The organism is Pseudomonas sp. R28(2017) (genome assembly GCF_002112505.1).
GTDB lineage: Bacteria > Pseudomonadota > Gammaproteobacteria > Pseudomonadales > Pseudomonadaceae > Aquipseudomonas.
In genome coordinates this window covers 188,053-205,984 of record NZ_NEHW01000001.1, presented here as the reverse complement: position 1 = coordinate 205,984, position 17,932 = coordinate 188,053, and the positions used below count along the sequence as shown (strand labels likewise).

At 61.5% G+C, this 17,932-nt stretch carries 15 protein-coding genes; all 15 read left to right on the top strand.

What is annotated here, in order from left to right:
* Nucleotides 1-91 precede the first annotated feature (91 nt).
* The 15 genes from CAF78_RS00965 (at nt 92) to CAF78_RS00895 (ending at nt 17,862) form a co-directional block, all read left to right on the top strand.
* Entirely contained in the window at nt 92-778 is a 687-nt protein-coding gene (locus CAF78_RS00965) for a WbqC family protein (protein ID WP_256573952.1), read from the top strand.
* A complete protein-coding gene (locus CAF78_RS00960) occupies nt 775-1,410 on the top strand; it encodes a class I SAM-dependent methyltransferase (protein WP_085677759.1) in 636 nt (211 codons plus the stop codon). Before CAF78_RS00965 ends, CAF78_RS00960 begins: the two co-directional genes overlap by 4 nt.
* Nucleotides 1,411-1,447: 37 nt before the next feature.
* The gene (locus CAF78_RS00955) at nt 1,448-2,215 is read left to right on the top strand and encodes a hypothetical protein (protein WP_085677760.1); all 768 of its coding nucleotides are present in this window, start codon (nt 1,448-1,450) and stop codon (nt 2,213-2,215) included.
* Between the two features lie 12 nt (nt 2,216-2,227).
* On the top strand, nt 2,228-3,607 hold the full coding sequence (locus CAF78_RS00950; protein ID WP_085677761.1) for an FAD-binding oxidoreductase: 1,380 nt from the start codon (nt 2,228-2,230) through the stop codon (nt 3,605-3,607).
* 24 nt (nt 3,608-3,631) lie between these two features.
* Nucleotides 3,632-4,786, top strand: coding sequence for a dTDP-4-amino-4,6-dideoxygalactose transaminase (rffA, locus tag CAF78_RS00945; protein ID WP_177408481.1), 1,155 nt, complete (start codon nt 3,632-3,634; stop codon nt 4,784-4,786).
* Nucleotides 4,787-4,830: 44 nt separating this feature from the next.
* The gene (locus tag CAF78_RS00940) at nt 4,831-8,373 is read left to right on the top strand and encodes a glycosyltransferase (RefSeq protein ID WP_085677763.1); all 3,543 of its coding nucleotides are present in this window, start codon (nt 4,831-4,833) and stop codon (nt 8,371-8,373) included.
* Between the two features lie 246 nt (nt 8,374-8,619).
* Nucleotides 8,620-9,555, top strand: a complete 936-nt coding sequence (locus tag CAF78_RS00935; protein ID WP_085677764.1) for a ketoacyl-ACP synthase III — start codon at nt 8,620-8,622, stop codon at nt 9,553-9,555.
* 251 nt (nt 9,556-9,806) lie between these two features.
* Nucleotides 9,807-10,655, top strand: coding sequence for a flagellin domain-containing protein (locus CAF78_RS00930; RefSeq protein WP_085677765.1), 849 nt, complete (start codon nt 9,807-9,809; stop codon nt 10,653-10,655).
* Between the two features lie 69 nt (nt 10,656-10,724).
* Nucleotides 10,725-11,084, top strand: coding sequence for a flagellar protein FlaG (locus CAF78_RS00925; protein ID WP_085677766.1), 360 nt, complete (start codon nt 10,725-10,727; stop codon nt 11,082-11,084).
* A gap of 79 nt (nt 11,085-11,163) precedes the next feature.
* Nucleotides 11,164-12,582 carry a flagellar filament capping protein FliD gene (gene fliD, locus CAF78_RS00920; RefSeq protein WP_085677767.1) on the top strand — a complete coding sequence of 473 codons (1,419 nt, stop codon included), beginning with the start codon at nt 11,164-11,166 and terminating at the stop codon, nt 12,580-12,582.
* Nucleotides 12,583-12,716: 134 nt separating this feature from the next.
* Nucleotides 12,717-13,112, top strand: coding sequence for a flagellar export chaperone FliS (gene fliS / locus CAF78_RS00915; protein ID WP_085677768.1), 396 nt, complete (start codon nt 12,717-12,719; stop codon nt 13,110-13,112).
* A 14-nt stretch (nt 13,113-13,126) separates the two neighbouring features.
* Nucleotides 13,127-13,423 carry a flagellar protein FliT gene (locus CAF78_RS00910; protein WP_085677769.1) on the top strand — a complete coding sequence of 99 codons (297 nt, stop codon included), beginning with the start codon at nt 13,127-13,129 and terminating at the stop codon, nt 13,421-13,423.
* A 167-nt stretch (nt 13,424-13,590) separates the two neighbouring features.
* Nucleotides 13,591-15,066: a transcriptional regulator FleQ gene (gene fleQ, locus CAF78_RS00905; protein WP_085677770.1), complete on the top strand. Its 1,476-nt coding sequence runs from the start codon at nt 13,591-13,593 to the stop codon at nt 15,064-15,066.
* Nucleotides 15,067-15,268: 202 nt separating this feature from the next.
* Nucleotides 15,269-16,486, top strand: a complete 1,218-nt coding sequence (locus CAF78_RS00900; RefSeq protein ID WP_085677771.1) for a PAS domain-containing sensor histidine kinase — start codon at nt 15,269-15,271, stop codon at nt 16,484-16,486.
* Entirely contained in the window at nt 16,486-17,862 is a 1,377-nt protein-coding gene (locus CAF78_RS00895) for a sigma-54 dependent transcriptional regulator (protein ID WP_085677772.1), read from the top strand. The genes CAF78_RS00900 and CAF78_RS00895 overlap by 1 nt, the downstream gene beginning before the upstream one ends.
* Nucleotides 17,863-17,932: the final 70 nt, after the last annotated feature.

Genomic DNA, 17,932 nt, shown 5'->3' with positions numbered 1-17,932 from the left:
TGCCCGGCTTTTTTTCGCCTGGCGGCAATTAATTGACAGGCTTGGCGCTTGGTTTCATTCGCTGCGGGCGAGGTCGTGGATGCAAAAGAAAGTGGCTGTGCTGCAGTCCAATTACATTCCCTGGAAAGGGTATTTCGACCTGATACGCAGCGTCGATGCTTTCATTCTGTTCGACGATGTGCAGTACACGCGCCGGGACTGGCGCAATCGCAACAGGATCAAGACGGCTCAGGGCGAGCACTGGCTGAGCATTCCAGTGAAAAACAAGGGGCGTTACGAGCAGTTGATCAATGAAGTGGTGGTCAGCGAGCCTGGCTGGGCGGCTGCGCACTGGAAGACCATTGAAATGAGCTATCGCCGCGCCGCTTGCTTCATGCAGATGGAAGGGCCGATCAGGGCACTCTTCGAGCAAGCCGCCGAGCTCACTCAACTATCCCGTATCAACCATTTGTTCATCGCTGGCCTGTGCCCATTGTTGAATATCCACACGCCGCTTTATCGCGCCGAAGAACTGGGGCAGGCAACCGGCAAGAACGAGCGCTTGATCCAATTATGTCAGGCAGTGGGTGGCACGCATTACCTGTCGGGGCCGGCCGCCAGCTGTTATCTGGACGAGGCGGCATTCGCCGCTGCCGGGATCGGGCTGTCGTACATGAGTTATGACGGTTACCCCGAGTACTCGCAACTGCATGGCGAGTTTCAGCACGCGTTGAGTGTCATCGACCTGTTGTTCAATACCGGCGCCGACGCGCCAGCCTTTCTGGAGCGGCGATCATGAGCACGACCATACTGCGCAAGGTGGAGCAGTACTATTCCTCGCGTATCCGCGAGCATGGTGCCACGCCGGAAGGCGTGGACTGGAACGGTAGCGCTTCTCAGAATCTGCGTTTCGAACAGCTGCTCAAGCTGGTACCCCACGAGGAATGGCAGCAGGGCTTCAGTCTCGTCGACGTGGGGTGCGGCTACGGCGCATTGCTCGACTGGCTGCGTGAGCGTGGCGCCGTGGTGGATTATCACGGCTACGACCTGTCCCCCGAAATGATCGCCTCGGCCCGCGCCAAGCACGGTGCGGATCCACTGAGCCGCTTCGAGGTCGCTGATCGGCCCAGCCGAAAGGCGGATTACACGGTGGCCAGCGGCATTTTCAACGTGTCGCAACAGACTCCGCGTGATGCCTGGGAAAACTACATCGCCGGGGTCCTTCGCGACATGGATGCCAGTTCGCTCAAAGGCTTCGCATTCAATTGCCTCACCAGTTACTCCGACGCGCCATACATGCGTGACTACCTCTATTACGGCGACCCGTGCTTCTACTTTGATCTGTGCAAAAGAACCTACTCCAGGCAGGTGGCACTCTTGCACGACTATGGCCTGTATGAATTCACCTTGCTCGTGCGCAAGGCCGCGTGACTTGCCGTTCGACTTCCCTGTTTCCTGGAGATATCCAATGCTCAAGAAAGGCTCCACTTCCGTTACCCAATCCAGCGACAGCCAGCTTGAGGCACGCGAGCAACTCTGGCAGTCCTTTGCCAACGCCCCGCTCGATGATGCCGAAAAAGAGCGCAACCTTGGTTTGTTCATCCGTTCTGCTTCCCTGGCGCGGATGCTGGCGATTTCCGACCTGTACCGCGAAATTGTCTCGCTTCCCGGCTCGGTGCTCGACTTCGGCACCTGGCGCGGCCAGAACGCGGTGCTCTGCGAGAACCTGCGGGCTATTTTCGAACCCTTCAACAAGCAGCGCAGGGTAGCGGCGTTCGATACATTTGCCGGCTACAAGTCCCACGCCTGCGACAACAAGGTAGCCAACGAGCACTTCCAGGACGGCTGTTACGACACTGGCAGCGGCTATGCCGATTACCTGCGTCATTTGCTGGCGGTGCATGAGAGCATCAATGCACTCCCACAGGTTTCCAGCGGCCACCAGGTGGTCGAAGGCGATATCAAGGACACCTTGCCGCGTTTCATCGAGGAAAACCGCAATCTACTGGTGGCGCTGGCGTTTTTTGACATGAACCTGGAGGGGCCGACTCGCTTCGCCCTGGAACAGATCCTGCCGCGTTGTGTGCCCGGGTCGCAGCTTGCGTTCTTCCAGTTGCAGCGTGACTTCCTGCCGGGCGAGGGGTACGCCTACGTAGCTGAAGTGCTGGGCAAGGTGCGCCACGAGATCAAGCGCTCGCAGACCTATCCGTCCTTGTGCGTCATCAAGTTGCTGTAAGGGAGAGGTGCGATGTTTCTGATCATTGGCAACGGCATGGTCGGCCTTTCTATCGCTGCTGGGCTTTCCCGTGCGGTGCCGGCCGAACGCATTACCGTCGTAGGCCCCGTGTCACGGCCTTACAGCGCCTCGATGGCCGCTGCGGCCATGCTCAACTCATTCGCCGAACTGGAGCCGGGGGCGCTGGACACGTCGCGTGACCGCCTCAAGTTCGAACTGAGCCAGGCCTCCGCGCGGCTGTGGGGGGCATTCGTCGAAGAGTTCGAGATACCCGCCGAGCACTACCGGCTGGGTACCGTGCTGGTCAACAATAACGCGTCCAACAGGTTCGAAGACCAGGCATTCGATGCGATCGTCGACTACCTCGAGGAGTTTGCCGAGCCTTACGAGCGGGTCGAGCCGACCGTCGAGCCGGCCTACTCGCCGGCTTCGGCCTACCGCAGCCGCAACGCCTTGTTCCTGCCTCGCGAAGGGGTGGTCAACCCGGATGGGGTAGTCCAGGCCCTGCAGCAGACACTGGCCAGGCGCGGCGTGCACTTTGTTGACGGTGTGGTCGAGTCCCTCGACAAGGTCGGCGACCGGACCTGTGGGGCGCGCCTGGCTGATGGGCGTGTGCTGTCTGCGGAGCGTGTGGTGCTGGCCAATGGCAGCTTGGCGACCCGCCTGTGGGCGCAAGACGACTGCATTCGCGTGATCAATGGCGTCGGCGCTACCGTCGTCTTGAAAAACCCGCAGATTCACGGCCGTTATGTGCTTCGCACACCGAATCGTGGCGGTGCCTGCGGTATCTATCATGCACCTTACCGGGACGATTTGTTCGTGGTGGGCGCGACCAACCTGATTACCACCGTTGACGAACAGGTGCCCCGCGCGGAGTCGGTGGCGGCGCTGATCAACGGTGCCATCAACCAGGTCAACCAGATGCACCGCGCCAGCGGCTTCGTGCGCTACAACTTTGGCTATCGTCCGGTGAGCCTCGATGGTTATCCCGTCATTGGTCAGCTCAACGACAATACGTTCATCGCTACCGGGACTCGGCGCGATGGCTACCATTTTGCGCCATGGCTGGCTGACAACCTGGCGCCGCTGCTGCTGGATCAGCGACTGTCGCCCCAGGCCCGCGCATATTTCGAACATACCCGGCCGCAGCGGCGGGCGATGCTGGATCAGTCGATCGAGGAATGCTGCCGCAAATACGCAGCAGTCAAATGCTCGGCGCTCTCCCAGCATGGCTATGACGCGGGGCATACCGATGCCGACCTTGCGCTTGAGCGGCATTACTACCAGCGCGCTTGGGATTTCTTTGCCCGTAACGGCCTGGAACAGGCAGTACAGGTCGAGTTCCTCGATGCTCTGATCGGTGGCTATTTGCCGCTGAGCGATTTCATCTGAGACACGTGCTGGAGAATAAAGAACGTGAGCAGACAGGTCATTCCGTTCAACAAACCATTTGTTGTTGGCAAAGAGTTGTTCTACATCGCCCAGGCGGTGATGAACGGCGGCATTGCTGGCGATGGGCAGTTCACCCAGTTGTGCCAGCAATGGTTGGAAGACAATCTTGGATGCCCGAAAGCGCTGCTGGCCCATTCTTGCACGGCGGCGTTGGAGATGGCTGCGATTCTGGCCGATGTCGGGCCAGGTGATGAAGTCATCATGCCGTCGTTTACATTTGTCTCCACTGCCAATGCTTTTGTGCTGCGTGGTGCGGTGCCGGTGTTCGTGGATATTCGCCCAGACAGCTTGAACCTTGACGAGCGTTTGGTCGAGGCCGCTATCACCGATCGAACCAAGGCGGTCGTGGCCGTACATTATGCAGGTCAGCCCTGCGACATGGACGCGCTGCTGCGAATCTGCAACCGTCATGGACTGATGCTTATCGAGGACGCTGCCCAGGCAATTCTCGCCCGGGAAAAGACCAGGGCCCTGGGCACGATCGGTCATCTTGGTTGCCTGAGTTTCCATGAGACCAAGAATGTCATCAGTGGTGAGGGAGGGGCGTTGCTGATCAACGATCCGAAACTGATCGAGCGCGCCGAAATCATCTGGCAGAAGGGGACCAACCGCAAAGCGTTCGCCCGGGGCGAAGTGAGCAAGTACACCTGGGTCGACGTTGGCTCCTCATTCCTGCCCAGCGAGCTGACGGCCGCTTTCCTCTTTGCCCAGCTAGAGCAGGGCGAAAGCATCAACGCCCATCGCCGTGGGTTGTACGAGGCGTACTACAACCAGCTGCAGGCGTTGGAGGCCGATGGGTGTTTCCAGTTGCCACGAACGCCAGGTGGGCGACCAGCCAATGCACACATCTTCTACTTGCTGATGCGCAACAACAACGAGCGCAGCGAGCTGATCCGGTTCCTGCGTGAGCGCGATATCCATGCAGTGTTCCACTATGTACCCCTGCATGATTCGCCCGCCGGCCTGCGCTATTCACGCAGCGTCGGTGAAATGTCGGTGACCTGTGATGTATCCCAGCGTCTGGTGCGCTTGCCACTCTACTCGGATATGACCGCTCGCCAGGTTGCCCAGGTATGTGCAGCGATCGCTCAGTTCTTTGTCGAGCTGCGCGCTGTATGAAGCCGGCTTGCCCCCGTATTTTCTGAATCTGGAGTTTTTAAGCGATGCCCATTTCTGCCGGGGTTGACGCCCATTCGCTCGACCAGGCACTGATGCGCCTGCGGCTGATGTATGCCAAGCCGGAGCACCCGTATTACATTCTGGCGCCGGACTACCGGGAAACGTCCTCGGGCGTCGCGTCGCTGCATTACCTTTGCCATGTGCTCAATCTCAACGGGCGCGAGGCTTACATTTGCAGTGGGCAGGTGGTCAACCCTAACCTCAAGACACCTCTGCTGGATCCACTGACCCAGAAGCGGCATCGGGATGAAGGCAAGGTGCCGGTCGCTGTCTACCCCGAAGTGGTTGTTGGCAACCCGCTTGGCTGTGATGTGGTGGCGCGGTTCCTGTTGAATTTTGAGGGGTTCCTGACCGGCAAGAGCATGCAGGCTGCGGGCAGCGACCTGTTGTTCTATTCTGGCGCGCTGATTGCTGCGCGGCATGGCTACCCGGATGGCGACTTGCTGTGCCTGCCGACCATCGATGTCGAGCTGTTCAGTGCTCCGGCACCGGGTAGCGCCCGTGAGGGTAAGTACCTTTACCAGAACCGCCACCCGCTTGAGCGGATAGACTACTCGCAGTTGCCTGATGACATCCGGCTGCTCAGCATGAGCAACGCCCTGTCTTTACCCGAGCTGGCGGTGCTGCTGCGCAAGGCCGAAGTGCTCTATACCCATGAGTGGTCGATGACCTGCGTGATTGCCGTCCTGTGCGGCTGCCCTGTGATTTTCATTCCGGGGCACGGGATCGACCAGGCATTTCTTGATGCCAGCTTCATGGGTAGCCAAGGCTTTGCGATGCTCGATCAGCCGGACGCATTCGCGCGTGCCAGTGCTGGCGTTCAGGGGGGGTTGCAGCGTTATGTAGAGAGAACTGCACCTTTCTGGCAACACCTCGAGGTGTTCATTGCCAAGACTCAGCTCGCATCCCGTCGTGAGTCGGCTGGCAATCGCGCCGGCGTGCTTGGCTGGCTGCGCCAGCGTTACCCGCTACCGAAGCAATTGCAGCTGATGCAGGAGCGTCTGACTGCTCCCGGAGCCCCGTCGATCGCCGTGCTGGTGCTTGATCATGGCGACCCGGGTGCCTTGGCGCGTACGCTGGGCAGCTTGGATGACGTGCTCTACCAGCGTATCCAGGTATGCGTCCTGGGTGCCACGGAGCCGCGCCGGCCCAATGTACAGTGGCAGCACGCTGACGCCCAGGCGCCGCTGGCAGCGATCAATGGTGTGCTCGAGAGCAGCCCCTGCGATTGGTGCATGGTGGTCGACGCGGGGGCGGAATTCACCGCCAGCGGCTTGCTGGTAGCGGCCCTTGACCTGGCACAGGCTCCTGTCACGTGTTTGGCGGTGTTCGCCGATGAGGCCGTTCGCGGTGCAGATGGCGGCGTCGAAAGCCGTCTGCGACCCGATTTCAATCTGGACTTGTTGTTGGCGTACCCGGCTGCACTCTCGCGGCACTGGTTGTATGGCATTCGCGCCGTGCTCCAACAGGGCGGGTTTGAACCTGCAGCTGGGCGGGCGTTTGAGCTGGCGTACCAGTTGCGTCTGGTAACCGACCACGGTTTCGAGGTAGTGGGCCATATCAATGAGCCGCTGTTGATTGCCAATCCGCCGAGCCTCATGGCCTGCGACGACGAGCGCGCAGTCATTCAGGCGCACCTGCTGGAGCGTGGTTACTCCCAGGCGCTGGTGCGGTCGACGGAGCAGGCGCCAAATCGTTATCGAATCGACTATGGGCATCCGCAGCCCGCGTCGGTAAGTGTGCTTGTCTATGTCGATGGCGACTTGCCGCGCTTGCAGCGCTGCGTCGAGCAACTGCTGGGCAACACCGAGGCAGTGGCGTATGAGGTGCTGCTGATCGAGCCGGGCAATGACGACCCGCTGCTGCTGCAGTGGCTGGAGATGTTGTGCCAGGTGGGGCAAGGGCGGGTCCAGGTACTGCGTTTCATGGCGGGGCAGGCACGTGCTGCCATGTGTAACGCTGCTTCGCAGGAAGCCCAGGGCGAATTCCTGGTCTGGCTGGATGCTGCCACCATGGTCAGTAGCGGGGATTGGCTACAGACCTTGCTCAACCATGCACAGCGGCCTGAAGTGGGGGCTGTGGGTTGCATGCTGTCGAGCGTCGACGGGGTGATTCAACAGGCTGGTCTGGTGCTCGGTCTGGGCGGCAGTGCCGGTCCGGCCTATGCGGGGCAGCATCTGGGCGTTGAGGGTGATCTGGCGGCTTTGGTGTCCGAGCGCAACGGTGTGGCGGTTGGCGATCGCTGCCTGATGATTCGGCGCGCAACCTTCCTCGAACTGGGTGGTTTCACCGTCGATGCGCTGCTGGAACCCTGGATTGAAGTCGATCTGTGCTTGCGCCTTCAGCAGGCCGGCTACCTGAATGTCTGGACTCCACGCGCCACGGTATTGCTGCAAGCGAACGCTGCTGCAGCGGTCAGCACCGAACAGGAAGAGGCACTTTACGCTCGCTGGTTGCCGCAATTGGTCAGTGATCCGGCCTACAATGCCAACTTGTCGCTACTCGCTAATCATAGCCATGTGCGGCAGGACAACGGGCTGTGCTGGCGGCCTTTGCAAGGTATCGTCCCGACGGTGCTGGCCTTCGCGGCCGACCAGCAATCGGCCGGTCAGATGCGCGTGATCCAGCCGCTCATGGCGTTGCGCAATGCTGGTGCTGTTGACGGGTCGGTAACCACGGGGGTATTGACTCTGGTGGACATCGAGCGTTACGCGCCCTCTACAGTCGTCCTGCAGCGTCCGCTGGCTGATGCAGGTTTGCTGACTTTGCGCCGGCTGCGTGCATTCTCCCAAGCGTTCAAGGTATACGACCTCGACGGTTATATCCCGGAGATGGGGCTCGCCGCGGGCCTGGGTGCCGATGAATTGCTACAGCGCTTGAGTTACGGCCTGATGCATGCAGACAGGGTGATCGTCGCTACCCCGGCCTTGGCAGAATTGCTGCAGGGGCAGCATGATGACGTCCGCTTGATCGAAAGCGCCTTGCCAGCGTCATGGGGCCAGTTGCAAGGGCTGCGTGGTGTGGCGGACAGGCCACGGCTGGGTTGGATTGCAAACAAGGATGCCACCCTGCTGGCCGAAGTGATCCCGGCGATGGCCGAGGAGGTCGACTGGGTGGTCTTGGGCGACTGCCCGCAGGCGTTGCGCCCGTTCGTCCGGGAGCACCATCCGATGGTGCCGGACGAGCGCCTGGGCAATGCGCTTGTTGCACTCAACCTGGATCTGGCGTTGGTGCCCATGGCCGATACGCTGGGCAATGCCTGCTCGGGCGATCTACGCGTGCTGCAGCACGCCGCTTGCGCCCATCCGGTCATCTGTAGCCGGGTGGCCGGTTTCGTTGGTGCCAGCACCTTGCCGTTGTCGAAAGTGGAAAATGAGACGGCGGACTGGCTGCGGGCCATTCGTCTGCATCTCGAAGACCGCAGCGCGTCCGCTGCGCTGGGTGATGCGCTGCAGAATGCGGTTCGCTCAAACTGGCTGCTTGAGGGTGAACGCCTGGAGATCTGGCGCCAGGCCTGGCTGGCCTGAGTTGCTGACGCACGGCCAGGCAGCCGCGCAACAGCTGCCTGGCCGCCGTCGCGCGATCATGTTGCGCGTAAAGCCATTGATCTTGCCTAATCATTGGCTGATCGTATACATAACCGTGACTTGGCAGTCGAAACGTGCATCTCTAAGCTATCGAGTCTGCGGGCAGTCACGTCGTCTCGTTGCGCGAGACACCTGACCTTGGCGCGAAAGCCCGCGAATTTTCGCCATATCTATCGGGAAGCCACAATGATTGGCATCAAAAGCATCGCCAGTTACGTACCTGTCGAAGGCGTCGACAATTACGCTCAGGGCGCAAAATTCGGCAAAGATCAGGATTTCATCTTCGGCAAGATCGGTTCGACCTTTCTACCGCGCAAGGAAGTCACCCAGGAAACATCTGATCTTTGCGTGGAAGCAGCGAAAAACCTGTTTGCTGCCAATCCGGGTCTTGACCCTGCATCCATCGATGCCGTGATCGTCGTGACTCAGAACGGCGACGCCGAAGGTCTGCCGCATACTGCTGCTATCGTTCAGCACAAGCTAGGCCTGACCACCCAGGTCGCAGCGTTCGATATTTCGCTCGGCTGCTCCGGCTACGTCTATGGCTTGTATGCCATGAAAGGCTTCATGGAAGCGGCCGGGCTGAAGAATGGCCTGCTGATCACGGCAGACCCGTATTCGAAGATCGTCGACCCGGAAGATCGCAACACCACCATGCTGTTCGGCGATGCCGCCACAGCCACCTGGATGGGCGAGGGTGCGGCCTGGCAGCTGGGCGAGTCGCTGTTCGGCAGTGATGGTGCCGGTGCCGAACACCTGCGGACCACCGATGGCAAGTTCTTCATGAATGGCCGCCAGGTCTACAACTTCGCACTGGTCAAGGTGCCTGCGCATCTGCAGCAGCTGCTCGATGCCAGCGCGCTCACAGCCGACGACGTCGACCTCTATTGCCTGCACCAGGGCAGCGCGGCGATCGTCGATGCCGTGTCCGCGCGCTTCCTCGACGGCGAGCACAAGCACAAGTTCGTCAAGGACATGGTCGAGACTGGCAATACCGTGTCGTCGAGCATTCCGCTGCTGCTCGAGAAGCACGTGCTGGGGTCGCAGCACAAGCGCGTTGCCCTCAGTGGTTTTGGTGTGGGCCTGTCCTGGGGCTCGGCCATCATCGAGCGCCGTGACTGATCGTTCATCGCCGTGATAGACGCCGCCGCCTTCGGGCGGCGTCTTATTTTCAGGCTGCCGGATCTGGGCGCCTGTAATCTGGCGTCAACTCCTTGATTTCATTGGGCTGGCAGGATGCCAGTAATTTTTTTGAAAATTGCCCTAAAGCAACCCGCCCTGACGACGATAACCATTACGAAGGTTCTCTGTGCCACACCCGGCGAATTGCCAAGGCCGGAAGCCGTAGTACCCAATCCAACGAGGAATTCGTCATGGCTTTGACCGTTAACACCAACACTACCTCCCTGGGCGTTCAGAAGAACCTGAACCGTGCTTCCGAGGCACTGAGCACCTCGATGACCCGTCTGTCCTCCGGCCTGAAAATCAACAGCGCCAAAGACGACGCCGCCGGCCTGCAGATCGCTACCCGCATGACCTCGCAGATCCGTGGTCAGACCATGGCTATCAAGAACGCCAACGACGGTATCTCCATCGCCCAGACCGCTGAAGGCGCGATGCAGGAACAGACCAACATCCTGCAGCGTATGCGTGAACTGGCCGTTCAGTCGCGAAACGACTCGAACAGCACCAACGACCGCGTCGCTCTGGACAAAGAATTCCAGTCGATGGCTTCGGAACTGACCCGTATCGCCAACAGCACCCAGCTGAACGGCAAGAACCTGCTGGACGGCTCGGCTTCGGTCATGACCTTCCAGGTCGGCTCCAACACCGGTTCTGCCAACCAGATCACCATCGACCTGAGCGCCAAGTTCACCGCTTCCGACCTGGGCGTTACCAGCGCCATCAACATTCAGGGTTCGGACACCACCACCGCCGAAGCCAACTTCAGCGCCGCTGTTTCGGCCATCGACGCCGCTCTGCAGACCATCAACAGCAACCGTGCTGACCTGGGTGCCGCTCAGAACCGTCTGACCAGCACCATCAACAACCTGCAGAACATCAACGAAAACGCCGAAGCTGCCCGTGGCCGCGTACAGGACACCGACTTCGCTGCTGAAACTGCCCAGCTGACCAAGCAGCAGACCCTGCAGCAAGCTTCCACCTCGGTTCTGGCCCAGGCCAACCAGCTGCCGTCGGCAGTACTGAAGCTGCTGGGCTAATCTGCCTAGTTGCTGGCGGGGGAGTGCTCTTGCGGCGCTTCCCCGCCTTTTCATTGCGAGGTGGTGGACATGGACATGAGCGTCAAGCTGAACCTGTCTTATCCGGCTGCACGTTCGGCCGAGCAGGTTGTCGAGAAGCCGGTTGCCCGGTCGTCCGATTCAGCCAAGCCCGACGACGACAAGAAAGACGTGCCGGCGGTGCAGGATGCCGACAAGGTCAAGAATGCCGTCTCGGAAATCGAAAAGTTCCTGAAGGCGTCTCAGCGCAATCTGGAATTTTCCACGGATGAAGAATCCGGCAAGATAGTTGTCAAAGTCATCGCTACCGACAGCGGTGAGGTGATTCGCCAGTTGCCCTCCGAAGAGGCCTTGCGTATCGCCCACAGCCTCAGCGATGCCAACAGTGTTCTGTTCGACGCCAAGGTATGACGGGCGGCGAACGCTAACGAAGTGATGCATGTCGGCCCTGCAGGAGTGGGGTTGACGCGTTGACGAGAGGGACAACAGCATGGCAAGCCCGATTACCTCCAGTACTGGCCTGGGTTCCGGTCTCAATATCACCGAGATCGTGAGTGCGTTGGTCAAGGCCGATACATCCGCAAAGCAGTCGCAGATCACCCGGCAGACCAGCAACAACAGCGCGATGATTTCGGGTATCGGCTCGCTGCGCAGTGCCCTTACGGCCTTCCAGGACGCCATGAAGGGTCTCAATGACAAGGATGCGCCGTCGTTCAACGCCTATGCAGCGACCTCGGCCAACGAGTCGGTGGTCAAGATCAAGTCCAGCAACACGGCAGTGGCCGGTAGCTATGACATCGTCGTCGACAAGCTGGCCACCAGCTCCAAGGTGGCCAGTCAGCAGTTCGCCGGTGGCTCTACCAGTGCGATCAGCGCAGGCCAGCTGACCATCAGTCAGGGCGGCAAGACCTACAACGTTGATGTGGCCAGTGGTGCAACGCTGCAGAGCGTGCGCGACCAGATCAACAAGGAAATGAGCGCCAACGGTATCACCGCCAACATCGTCAACGAGGAAGGTGGCTCCCGTCTCGTGCTCAGTTCCACCACCACCGGTGCGGGTTCTGACATTTCCCTGGGGGGTATCCCCGAGCTCACCATCGATGGCACCACGCAGATGTCCGGTACTGGAGCGGGCTTCATCAGTGCCAAGGCTCAGGATGCCGAGCTGACCATCGACGGCCTGAAGGTCAATAGTGCCTCCAATACCGTCGACAGCGCCATCAGTGGCATGACCCTCGAGCTGACCGGCGTCAGTGCCAAGGCCAGTGGGGCGACCACCGGTACGCCTACCGCGGTGACCGTGGCGGCCGACAACGATGGCCTGAAGAAGTCGGTGCAGAGCTTCGTTGACGCCTACAACACCCTGCAGAAGGCGATCACCTCGCTGACCTCGACCAGTCGCGACGCCGATGACAAGCTGGTGCTGGGCCCGCTGACCAACGACCCCACCACGCGCTCGCTGCTGGGTGATGTGCGCAAGGTGCTGAGCGAGGTCGGCGCGGGTGACAGCCTGACCACCCTGAGCCAGTTGGGGATCAATACCCAGAAGGACGGCACGCTCGAGTTCAACAGCACCAAGTTCACCGCGGCGATGAACGACAAGAAGCTCGGCCCGGAAGTGCAGACCCTGTTCACCGGCACCGACGGCATCTTCGAGCGCATGAACAAGGCCATCGACCCTTACAACAAGTCCGATGGCAGCCTCGCGACCCGCAAGTCGAACCTGGACAAGGCGGCTTCGCAGCTGGCGGCCCAGCAAGAGGCGCTGGACCGTCGCACCGAGTCGCTCACCGAGTCGCTGACCAAGCAGTACGTGGCCCTCGACGCGGCCTTGGGCAAGATGAAGGCCCAGGCCGACCAGATCACGTCGATTTTCGAGGCCATCAACGCCCAGGCCAAGAAGTCCTGATCGCCTGACCCTGCCAAAAGCCCGGCGGCGTCCTCTGGATGCTCCCGGGCTTTTGGCTTTTCTTCTAAAGTTTTTTGACGTCCCGGCGATACACAGGGTACAAGCAACCTTTTTCGCAGCAACGAGGTAGATCCATGAACCCGATGTTGGCCCTTCGGCAGTACCAGAAAGTCAACGGTGTGGCTCAAACGTCCGAAGCCAGCCCGCACCGCCTGGTGCAGATGCTCATGCAAGGCGGGCTTGACCGCATGGCCCAGGCCAAAGGGGCCATGGCGCGCAACGACATCGCCCAGAAAGGCATCCTGATCGGCAAGGCCATCGATATCATCGGTGGCCTGCGCGAGGGCCTGGATCTGGAAAACCATGCTGACAGCCTGGCCGAGCTGGACAGCCTGTATACCTACATGAGCCGACGCCTGATCGAGGCCAACGTCAAGAGCGACCCGGCCATCATCGATGAAGTGGCGCGCTTGCTGATCACCGTGAAAGAAGGTTGGGATGCAATCGGCGACCCGTCGTCGGCTTCCTGAACAAGGAGGATGAAATGAGCGAGGTGATCGCCCGTATCGAACAGACCCGTGACGCACTGCTCGCGGCGCTGGCCAATCGTGACTGGGATGCTGTGGGTGAGCTCGACCTGGAGTGTCGCCTGTGCGTCGAGGATGTGCTGGCCGAAGCGCGAGAGAACGAAACCGAAGTGCGGGGTAGCCTGGAGCAGCTGTTGGGGGTTTACCGGCAACTGATCGACGTTGCAAGTGGCGAGCGTCAATCAATAGTCGACGAGATGTCACAAATCCGTCAGGCGAAAAATGCCGCCAAGGTATACCATCTGTTCAGCTGACCACAGATTCGCAAAAAGCCGTGCGCCATTAATTTGACTGTACGCGCTTTTTTGACTTTACTAGTGGCTGTTTTCGAATTTCAGACGTCCGAACACTGACCATTCAGTCGGAGATGTCGAGCATGCCCTGAGAAGGGCGCCGATATGACTAGGGAAGTTGCTATTGCATGTGGCGTGAAACCAAGATTCTCCTGATCGATGACGACAGCGCCCGCCGCCGCGATCTCGCGGTGGTCCTGAACTTTCTCGGCGAAGAAAACCTCCCATGCTCCAGCCAGGACTGGCAGCAGGTCGTAGGGGGCCTGTCTTCGAGTCGCGAAGTGCTCTGCGTGCTGATCGGTACCGTCAATGCCCCGGGCAGTGTGCTTGGGTTGCTTAAGACAGTGGCCGGGTGGGATGAGTTCCTTCCGGTTCTGCTGATTGGTGAAATTTCTTCTGCGGACTTCCCGGAAGAGCTGCGCCGTCGGGTGCTGTCCAACCTCGAGATGCCGCCGAGCTACAGCCAGCTGCTCGATTCGCTGCACCGTGCCCAGGTCTACCGCGAGATGTACGACCAGGCCCGCGAGCGCGGTCGTCAGCGCGAGCCGAACCTGTTCCGCAGCCTGGTCGGCACCAGCCGTGCCATCCAGCATGTGCGGCAGATGATGCAGCAGGTGGCCGATACCGACGCCAGCGTGCTGATCCTTGGCGAGTCCGGCACCGGCAAGGAAGTGGTGGCGCGCAACCTGCACTACCATTCCAAGCGCCGCGAAGCGCCGTTCGTGCCGGTCAACTGCGGGGCGATCCCGGCCGAGTTGCTCGAGAGCGAGCTGTTCGGCCACGAGAAGGGTGCCTTCACCGGTGCCATCACCAGCCGCGCCGGGCGCTTCGAGCTGGCCAACGGCGGTACCCTGTTCCTCGACGAAATCGGTGACATGCCGCTGCCGATGCAGGTCAAGCTGCTGCGTGTGCTGCAGGAGCGCACGTTCGAGCGCGTGGGCAGCAACAAGACCCAGAGCATCGACGTACGCATCATCGCCGCGACCCACAAGAACCTCGAAACCATGATCGAGGATGGGACGTTCCGCGAAGACCTGTACTACCGCCTGAATGTGTTCCCGATCGAGATGGCGCCATTGCGCGAGCGCGTGGAAGACATCCCGCTGCTGATGAACGAGCTGATCTCGCGCATGGAGCACGAGAAGCGCGGTTCGATCCGCTTCAACTCGGCCGCGATCATGTCGCTCTGCCGCCACGGCTGGCCGGGCAACGTCCGCGAGCTGGCGAACCTGGTCGAGCGCATGGCGATCATGCACCCGTATGGGGTGATCGGGGTGTCGGAGCTGCCGAAGAAGTTCCGCTATATCGATGACGAGGACGAGCAGCTGGTCGACAGCCTGCGCAGCGACCTCGAAGAGCGGGTGGCGATCAACGGCCATACGCCGAACTTCAGCAACCATGCGATGCTGCCGCCGGAAGGCCTGGACCTGAAGGACTACCTCGGTAGCCTCGAGCAGGGGCTGATCCAGCAGGCGCTGGACGATGCCAACGGTATCGTTGCGCGCGCGGCTGAACGTTTGCGCATTCGCCGCACCACCCTGGTCGAGAAGATGCGCAAGTACGGCATGAGCCGCCAGGGCGGTGACGACCAGGCAGAAGACTGATTCCGCCTGTGCCGGCCTCTTCGCGGGCAAGCCCGCTCCCACAGGATCACCACAAAGGCGAACATTGTGGAGTCCCTGTGGGAGCGGGCGAGCCCGCGAAGAGGCCGGCCCTGTAAACACAAATCCCGAACCCCGGCACGCCTATTGCTACACCGCTGGCACCACACCGTTTTTATGACGGTCAGCCACGCGAGAGAGCACGATGCCCCAGGCCGCCCACTTTTCCCGAGCCCCTGATCTGCAGGGGCGTACCCCGGTCGAACAGGAGAGTCGACAGGGGCTGGAGCAGGCGTTCGCCCTGTTCAATCAGGTTTCCAGCCAGCTCAACCAGTCTTACAGCATGCTCGAAGCCCGCGTCAGCGAGCTCAAGGGCGAGCTGGCGGTGGTCGGCGCGCAGCGCATGGCCGAGCTGAATGAAAAGGAACGCCTGGCCAACCGCCTGCAAAACCTGCTCGACCTGCTGCCGGGCGGGGTGATCGTGATCGATGACCAGGGCCTGGTGCGTGAGGCCAATCCGGCAGCCTGCGCAATGCTCGGCGAGCCTGTGGTCGGCCAGCTGTGGCGCCAGGTGATCGCGCGCAGCTTCGCCCCGCGCAAGGACGACGGCCATGAGGTCTCGCTGCGCGACGGCCGGCGCCTGTCCATCGCCACCCGCTCGCTGGATGCCGAGCCCGGCCAGCTGGTGTTGCTCAACGACCTGACTGAAACCCGCCGCCTGCAAGACCAGCTGGCCCGGCATGAGCGACTGTCTTCGCTGGGGCGCATGGTGGCTTCGCTGGCGCACCAGATCCGTACGCCGTTGTCGGCGGCCATGCTCTATGCCAGCCACCTGGCCGATGGCGAGCGTGAGCTCGCGCCAGAAACCCGCCAGCGCTTCGCCGGCAGCCTCAAGGAGCGCCTGCATGAGTTGGAGCACCAGGTGCGCGACATGCTGGTGTTTGCCCGTGGCGAGCTGCCACTGGGTGATCGGCTGGCCCCCAAGGCCCTGTTCCAGGCCCTGCAGCAAGCGGCTCAGCCCCATGTGCAAGGGCACGCCGTGCGTTGGCAGTGCGACAGCCATCTGGGCGAGTTGCTGTGCAACCGTGACACCCTGGTCGGTGCCTTGCTGAACCTGATCGAAAACGCCTTGCAGGCCAGTGACAACCCGGCCCGGCTCAAGGTGCACCTGTTCCGCCGCGAGCGCACCCTGCACCTGAACATCAGCGATGCCGGCAGTGGCATCGATGCCGAGCTGCTGGGGCGCCTGGGTGAGCCGTTCCTGACCACCAAGGCCACCGGTACCGGGCTCGGGCTGGCGGTGGTCAAGGCTGTGGTGCGTGCCCACCAGGGCACGCTGCAGCTGCGCTCGAAGGTCGGGCGTGGCACCTGTGTAAAGGTTGAGCTGCCGTTGATCGACGGGCAGGCAGCGGAGGTCGTGTGATGGCAATCAAGGTGCTGCTGGTCGAGGATGACCGCGTGTTGCGCCAGGCGCTGGGCGATACCCTGGAGATCGGTGGCTTCGCCTTTGATGCGGTCGGCAGCGCCGAGGAGGCGCTGCAGGCGGTGGAGGGCGAGGCTTACAGCCTGGTGGTCAGCGATGTGAACATGCCAGGCATGGACGGGCATCAGTTGCTGGCTCAGCTGCGACGTCACCAGCCCCAGTTGCCGGTGTTGCTGATGACCGCCCATGCGGCCGTCGAGCGTGCCGTGGAGGCCATGCGCCAAGGGGCGGCGGATTACCTGGTCAAGCCGTTCGAGCCCAAGGCCTTGCTGAGCCTGGTCGAGCGCCATGCTGCCGGGCGCCTGGCGGCGACCGAGCATGAGGGGCCGGTGGCGTGCGAGGCGGCCAGTCGACAGTTGCTGGAGCTGGCTGCGCGGGTGGCGCGCAGCGATTCGACCGTGCTCATCTGTGGCGAGTCGGGTACAGGCAAGGAAGTGCTGGCGCGCTATATCCACCAGCAGTCGCCGCGGGCGGCGCAGCCGTTCGTCGCGATCAACTGTGCGGCGATCCCGGACAATATGCTCGAGGCCACGCTGTTCGGCCACGAGAAGGGGGCCTTCACCGGCGCCATCGCCGCCCAGGCCGGCAAGTTCGAACAGGCCGAGGGTGGCACCTTGCTGCTCGACGAGATTTCCGAGATGCCCCTTGGCCTGCAAGCCAAGTTGTTGCGCGTGTTGCAGGAGCGCGAGGTGGAGCGGGTCGGTGGGCGCAAGCCGATCGCCCTCGACATCCGGGTGCTGGCCACCAGCAACCGTGACATGGCGGGTGAAGTGGCGGCGGGGCGCTTTCGCGAAGACCTGTTCTACCGCCTTTCGGTCTTCCCGTTGGCCTGGCAGCCGCTGCGCGAGCGCAGTGGCGATATCCTGCCGCTGGCCGAGCGCCTGCTGGCCCGCCACGTGGCGAAGATGAAACATGCGCCGGTGCGGCTGTCTGCCGAGGCGCGCGCCTGCCTGCAGGCGCATGCCTGGCCGGGCAATGTGCGCGAGCTGGACAACGCCCTGCAGCGGGCGTTGATCCTGCAACAGGGTGGGGTGATCGAGGCGGCGGATTTTTGTCTGGCCGGTGCCATTCCATTGTCGGCCGGGGTGGTGGCTACGGTATCGCCATCGCCTGAAGAGGTTACGGTCGACTCGGGTGGCCTGGGCGACGATATGCGACGCCATGAATTCCAGATGATCATCGACACCCTGCGCGCCGAACGTGGGCGGCGCAAGGAAGCTGCCGAAAAGCTGGGCATCAGCCCGCGTACCTTGCGCTACAAGCTGGCGCAGATGCGTGATGCCGGGCTCGACGTGGAAGCCAGCCTGTTCGGCTGAAGCACTCATTTACAGGTTTGCCGTGCGGGCTGGCACATGTGTTGCTAGTTCAGGGCTATCCGCCGCATGA

Bases quoted from the DNA above. Each gene is read 5' to 3' on its own strand.
- CAF78_RS00960 (WP_085677759.1), top strand. From the start codon at position 775: ATGAGCACGACCATACTGCGCAAGGTGGAGCAGTACTATTCCTCGCGT.
- CAF78_RS00955 (WP_085677760.1), top strand. From the start codon at position 1,448: ATGCTCAAGAAAGGCTCCACTTCCGTTACCCAATCCAGCGACAGCCAG.
- CAF78_RS00950 (WP_085677761.1), top strand. From the start codon at position 2,228: ATGTTTCTGATCATTGGCAACGGCATGGTCGGCCTTTCTATCGCTGCT.
- CAF78_RS00940 (WP_085677763.1), top strand. From the start codon at position 4,831: ATGCCCATTTCTGCCGGGGTTGACGCCCATTCGCTCGACCAGGCACTG.
- CAF78_RS00935 (WP_085677764.1), top strand. From the start codon at position 8,620: ATGATTGGCATCAAAAGCATCGCCAGTTACGTACCTGTCGAAGGCGTC.
- CAF78_RS00930 (WP_085677765.1), top strand. From the start codon at position 9,807: ATGGCTTTGACCGTTAACACCAACACTACCTCCCTGGGCGTTCAGAAG.
- CAF78_RS00925 (WP_085677766.1), top strand. From the start codon at position 10,725: ATGGACATGAGCGTCAAGCTGAACCTGTCTTATCCGGCTGCACGTTCG.
- fliD (WP_085677767.1), top strand. From the start codon at position 11,164: ATGGCAAGCCCGATTACCTCCAGTACTGGCCTGGGTTCCGGTCTCAAT.
- fliS (WP_085677768.1), top strand. From the start codon at position 12,717: ATGAACCCGATGTTGGCCCTTCGGCAGTACCAGAAAGTCAACGGTGTG.
- CAF78_RS00910 (WP_085677769.1), top strand. From the start codon at position 13,127: ATGAGCGAGGTGATCGCCCGTATCGAACAGACCCGTGACGCACTGCTC.
- fleQ (WP_085677770.1), top strand. From the start codon at position 13,591: ATGTGGCGTGAAACCAAGATTCTCCTGATCGATGACGACAGCGCCCGC.
- CAF78_RS00900 (WP_085677771.1), top strand. From the start codon at position 15,269: ATGCCCCAGGCCGCCCACTTTTCCCGAGCCCCTGATCTGCAGGGGCGT.
- CAF78_RS00895 (WP_085677772.1), top strand. From the start codon at position 16,486: ATGGCAATCAAGGTGCTGCTGGTCGAGGATGACCGCGTGTTGCGCCAG.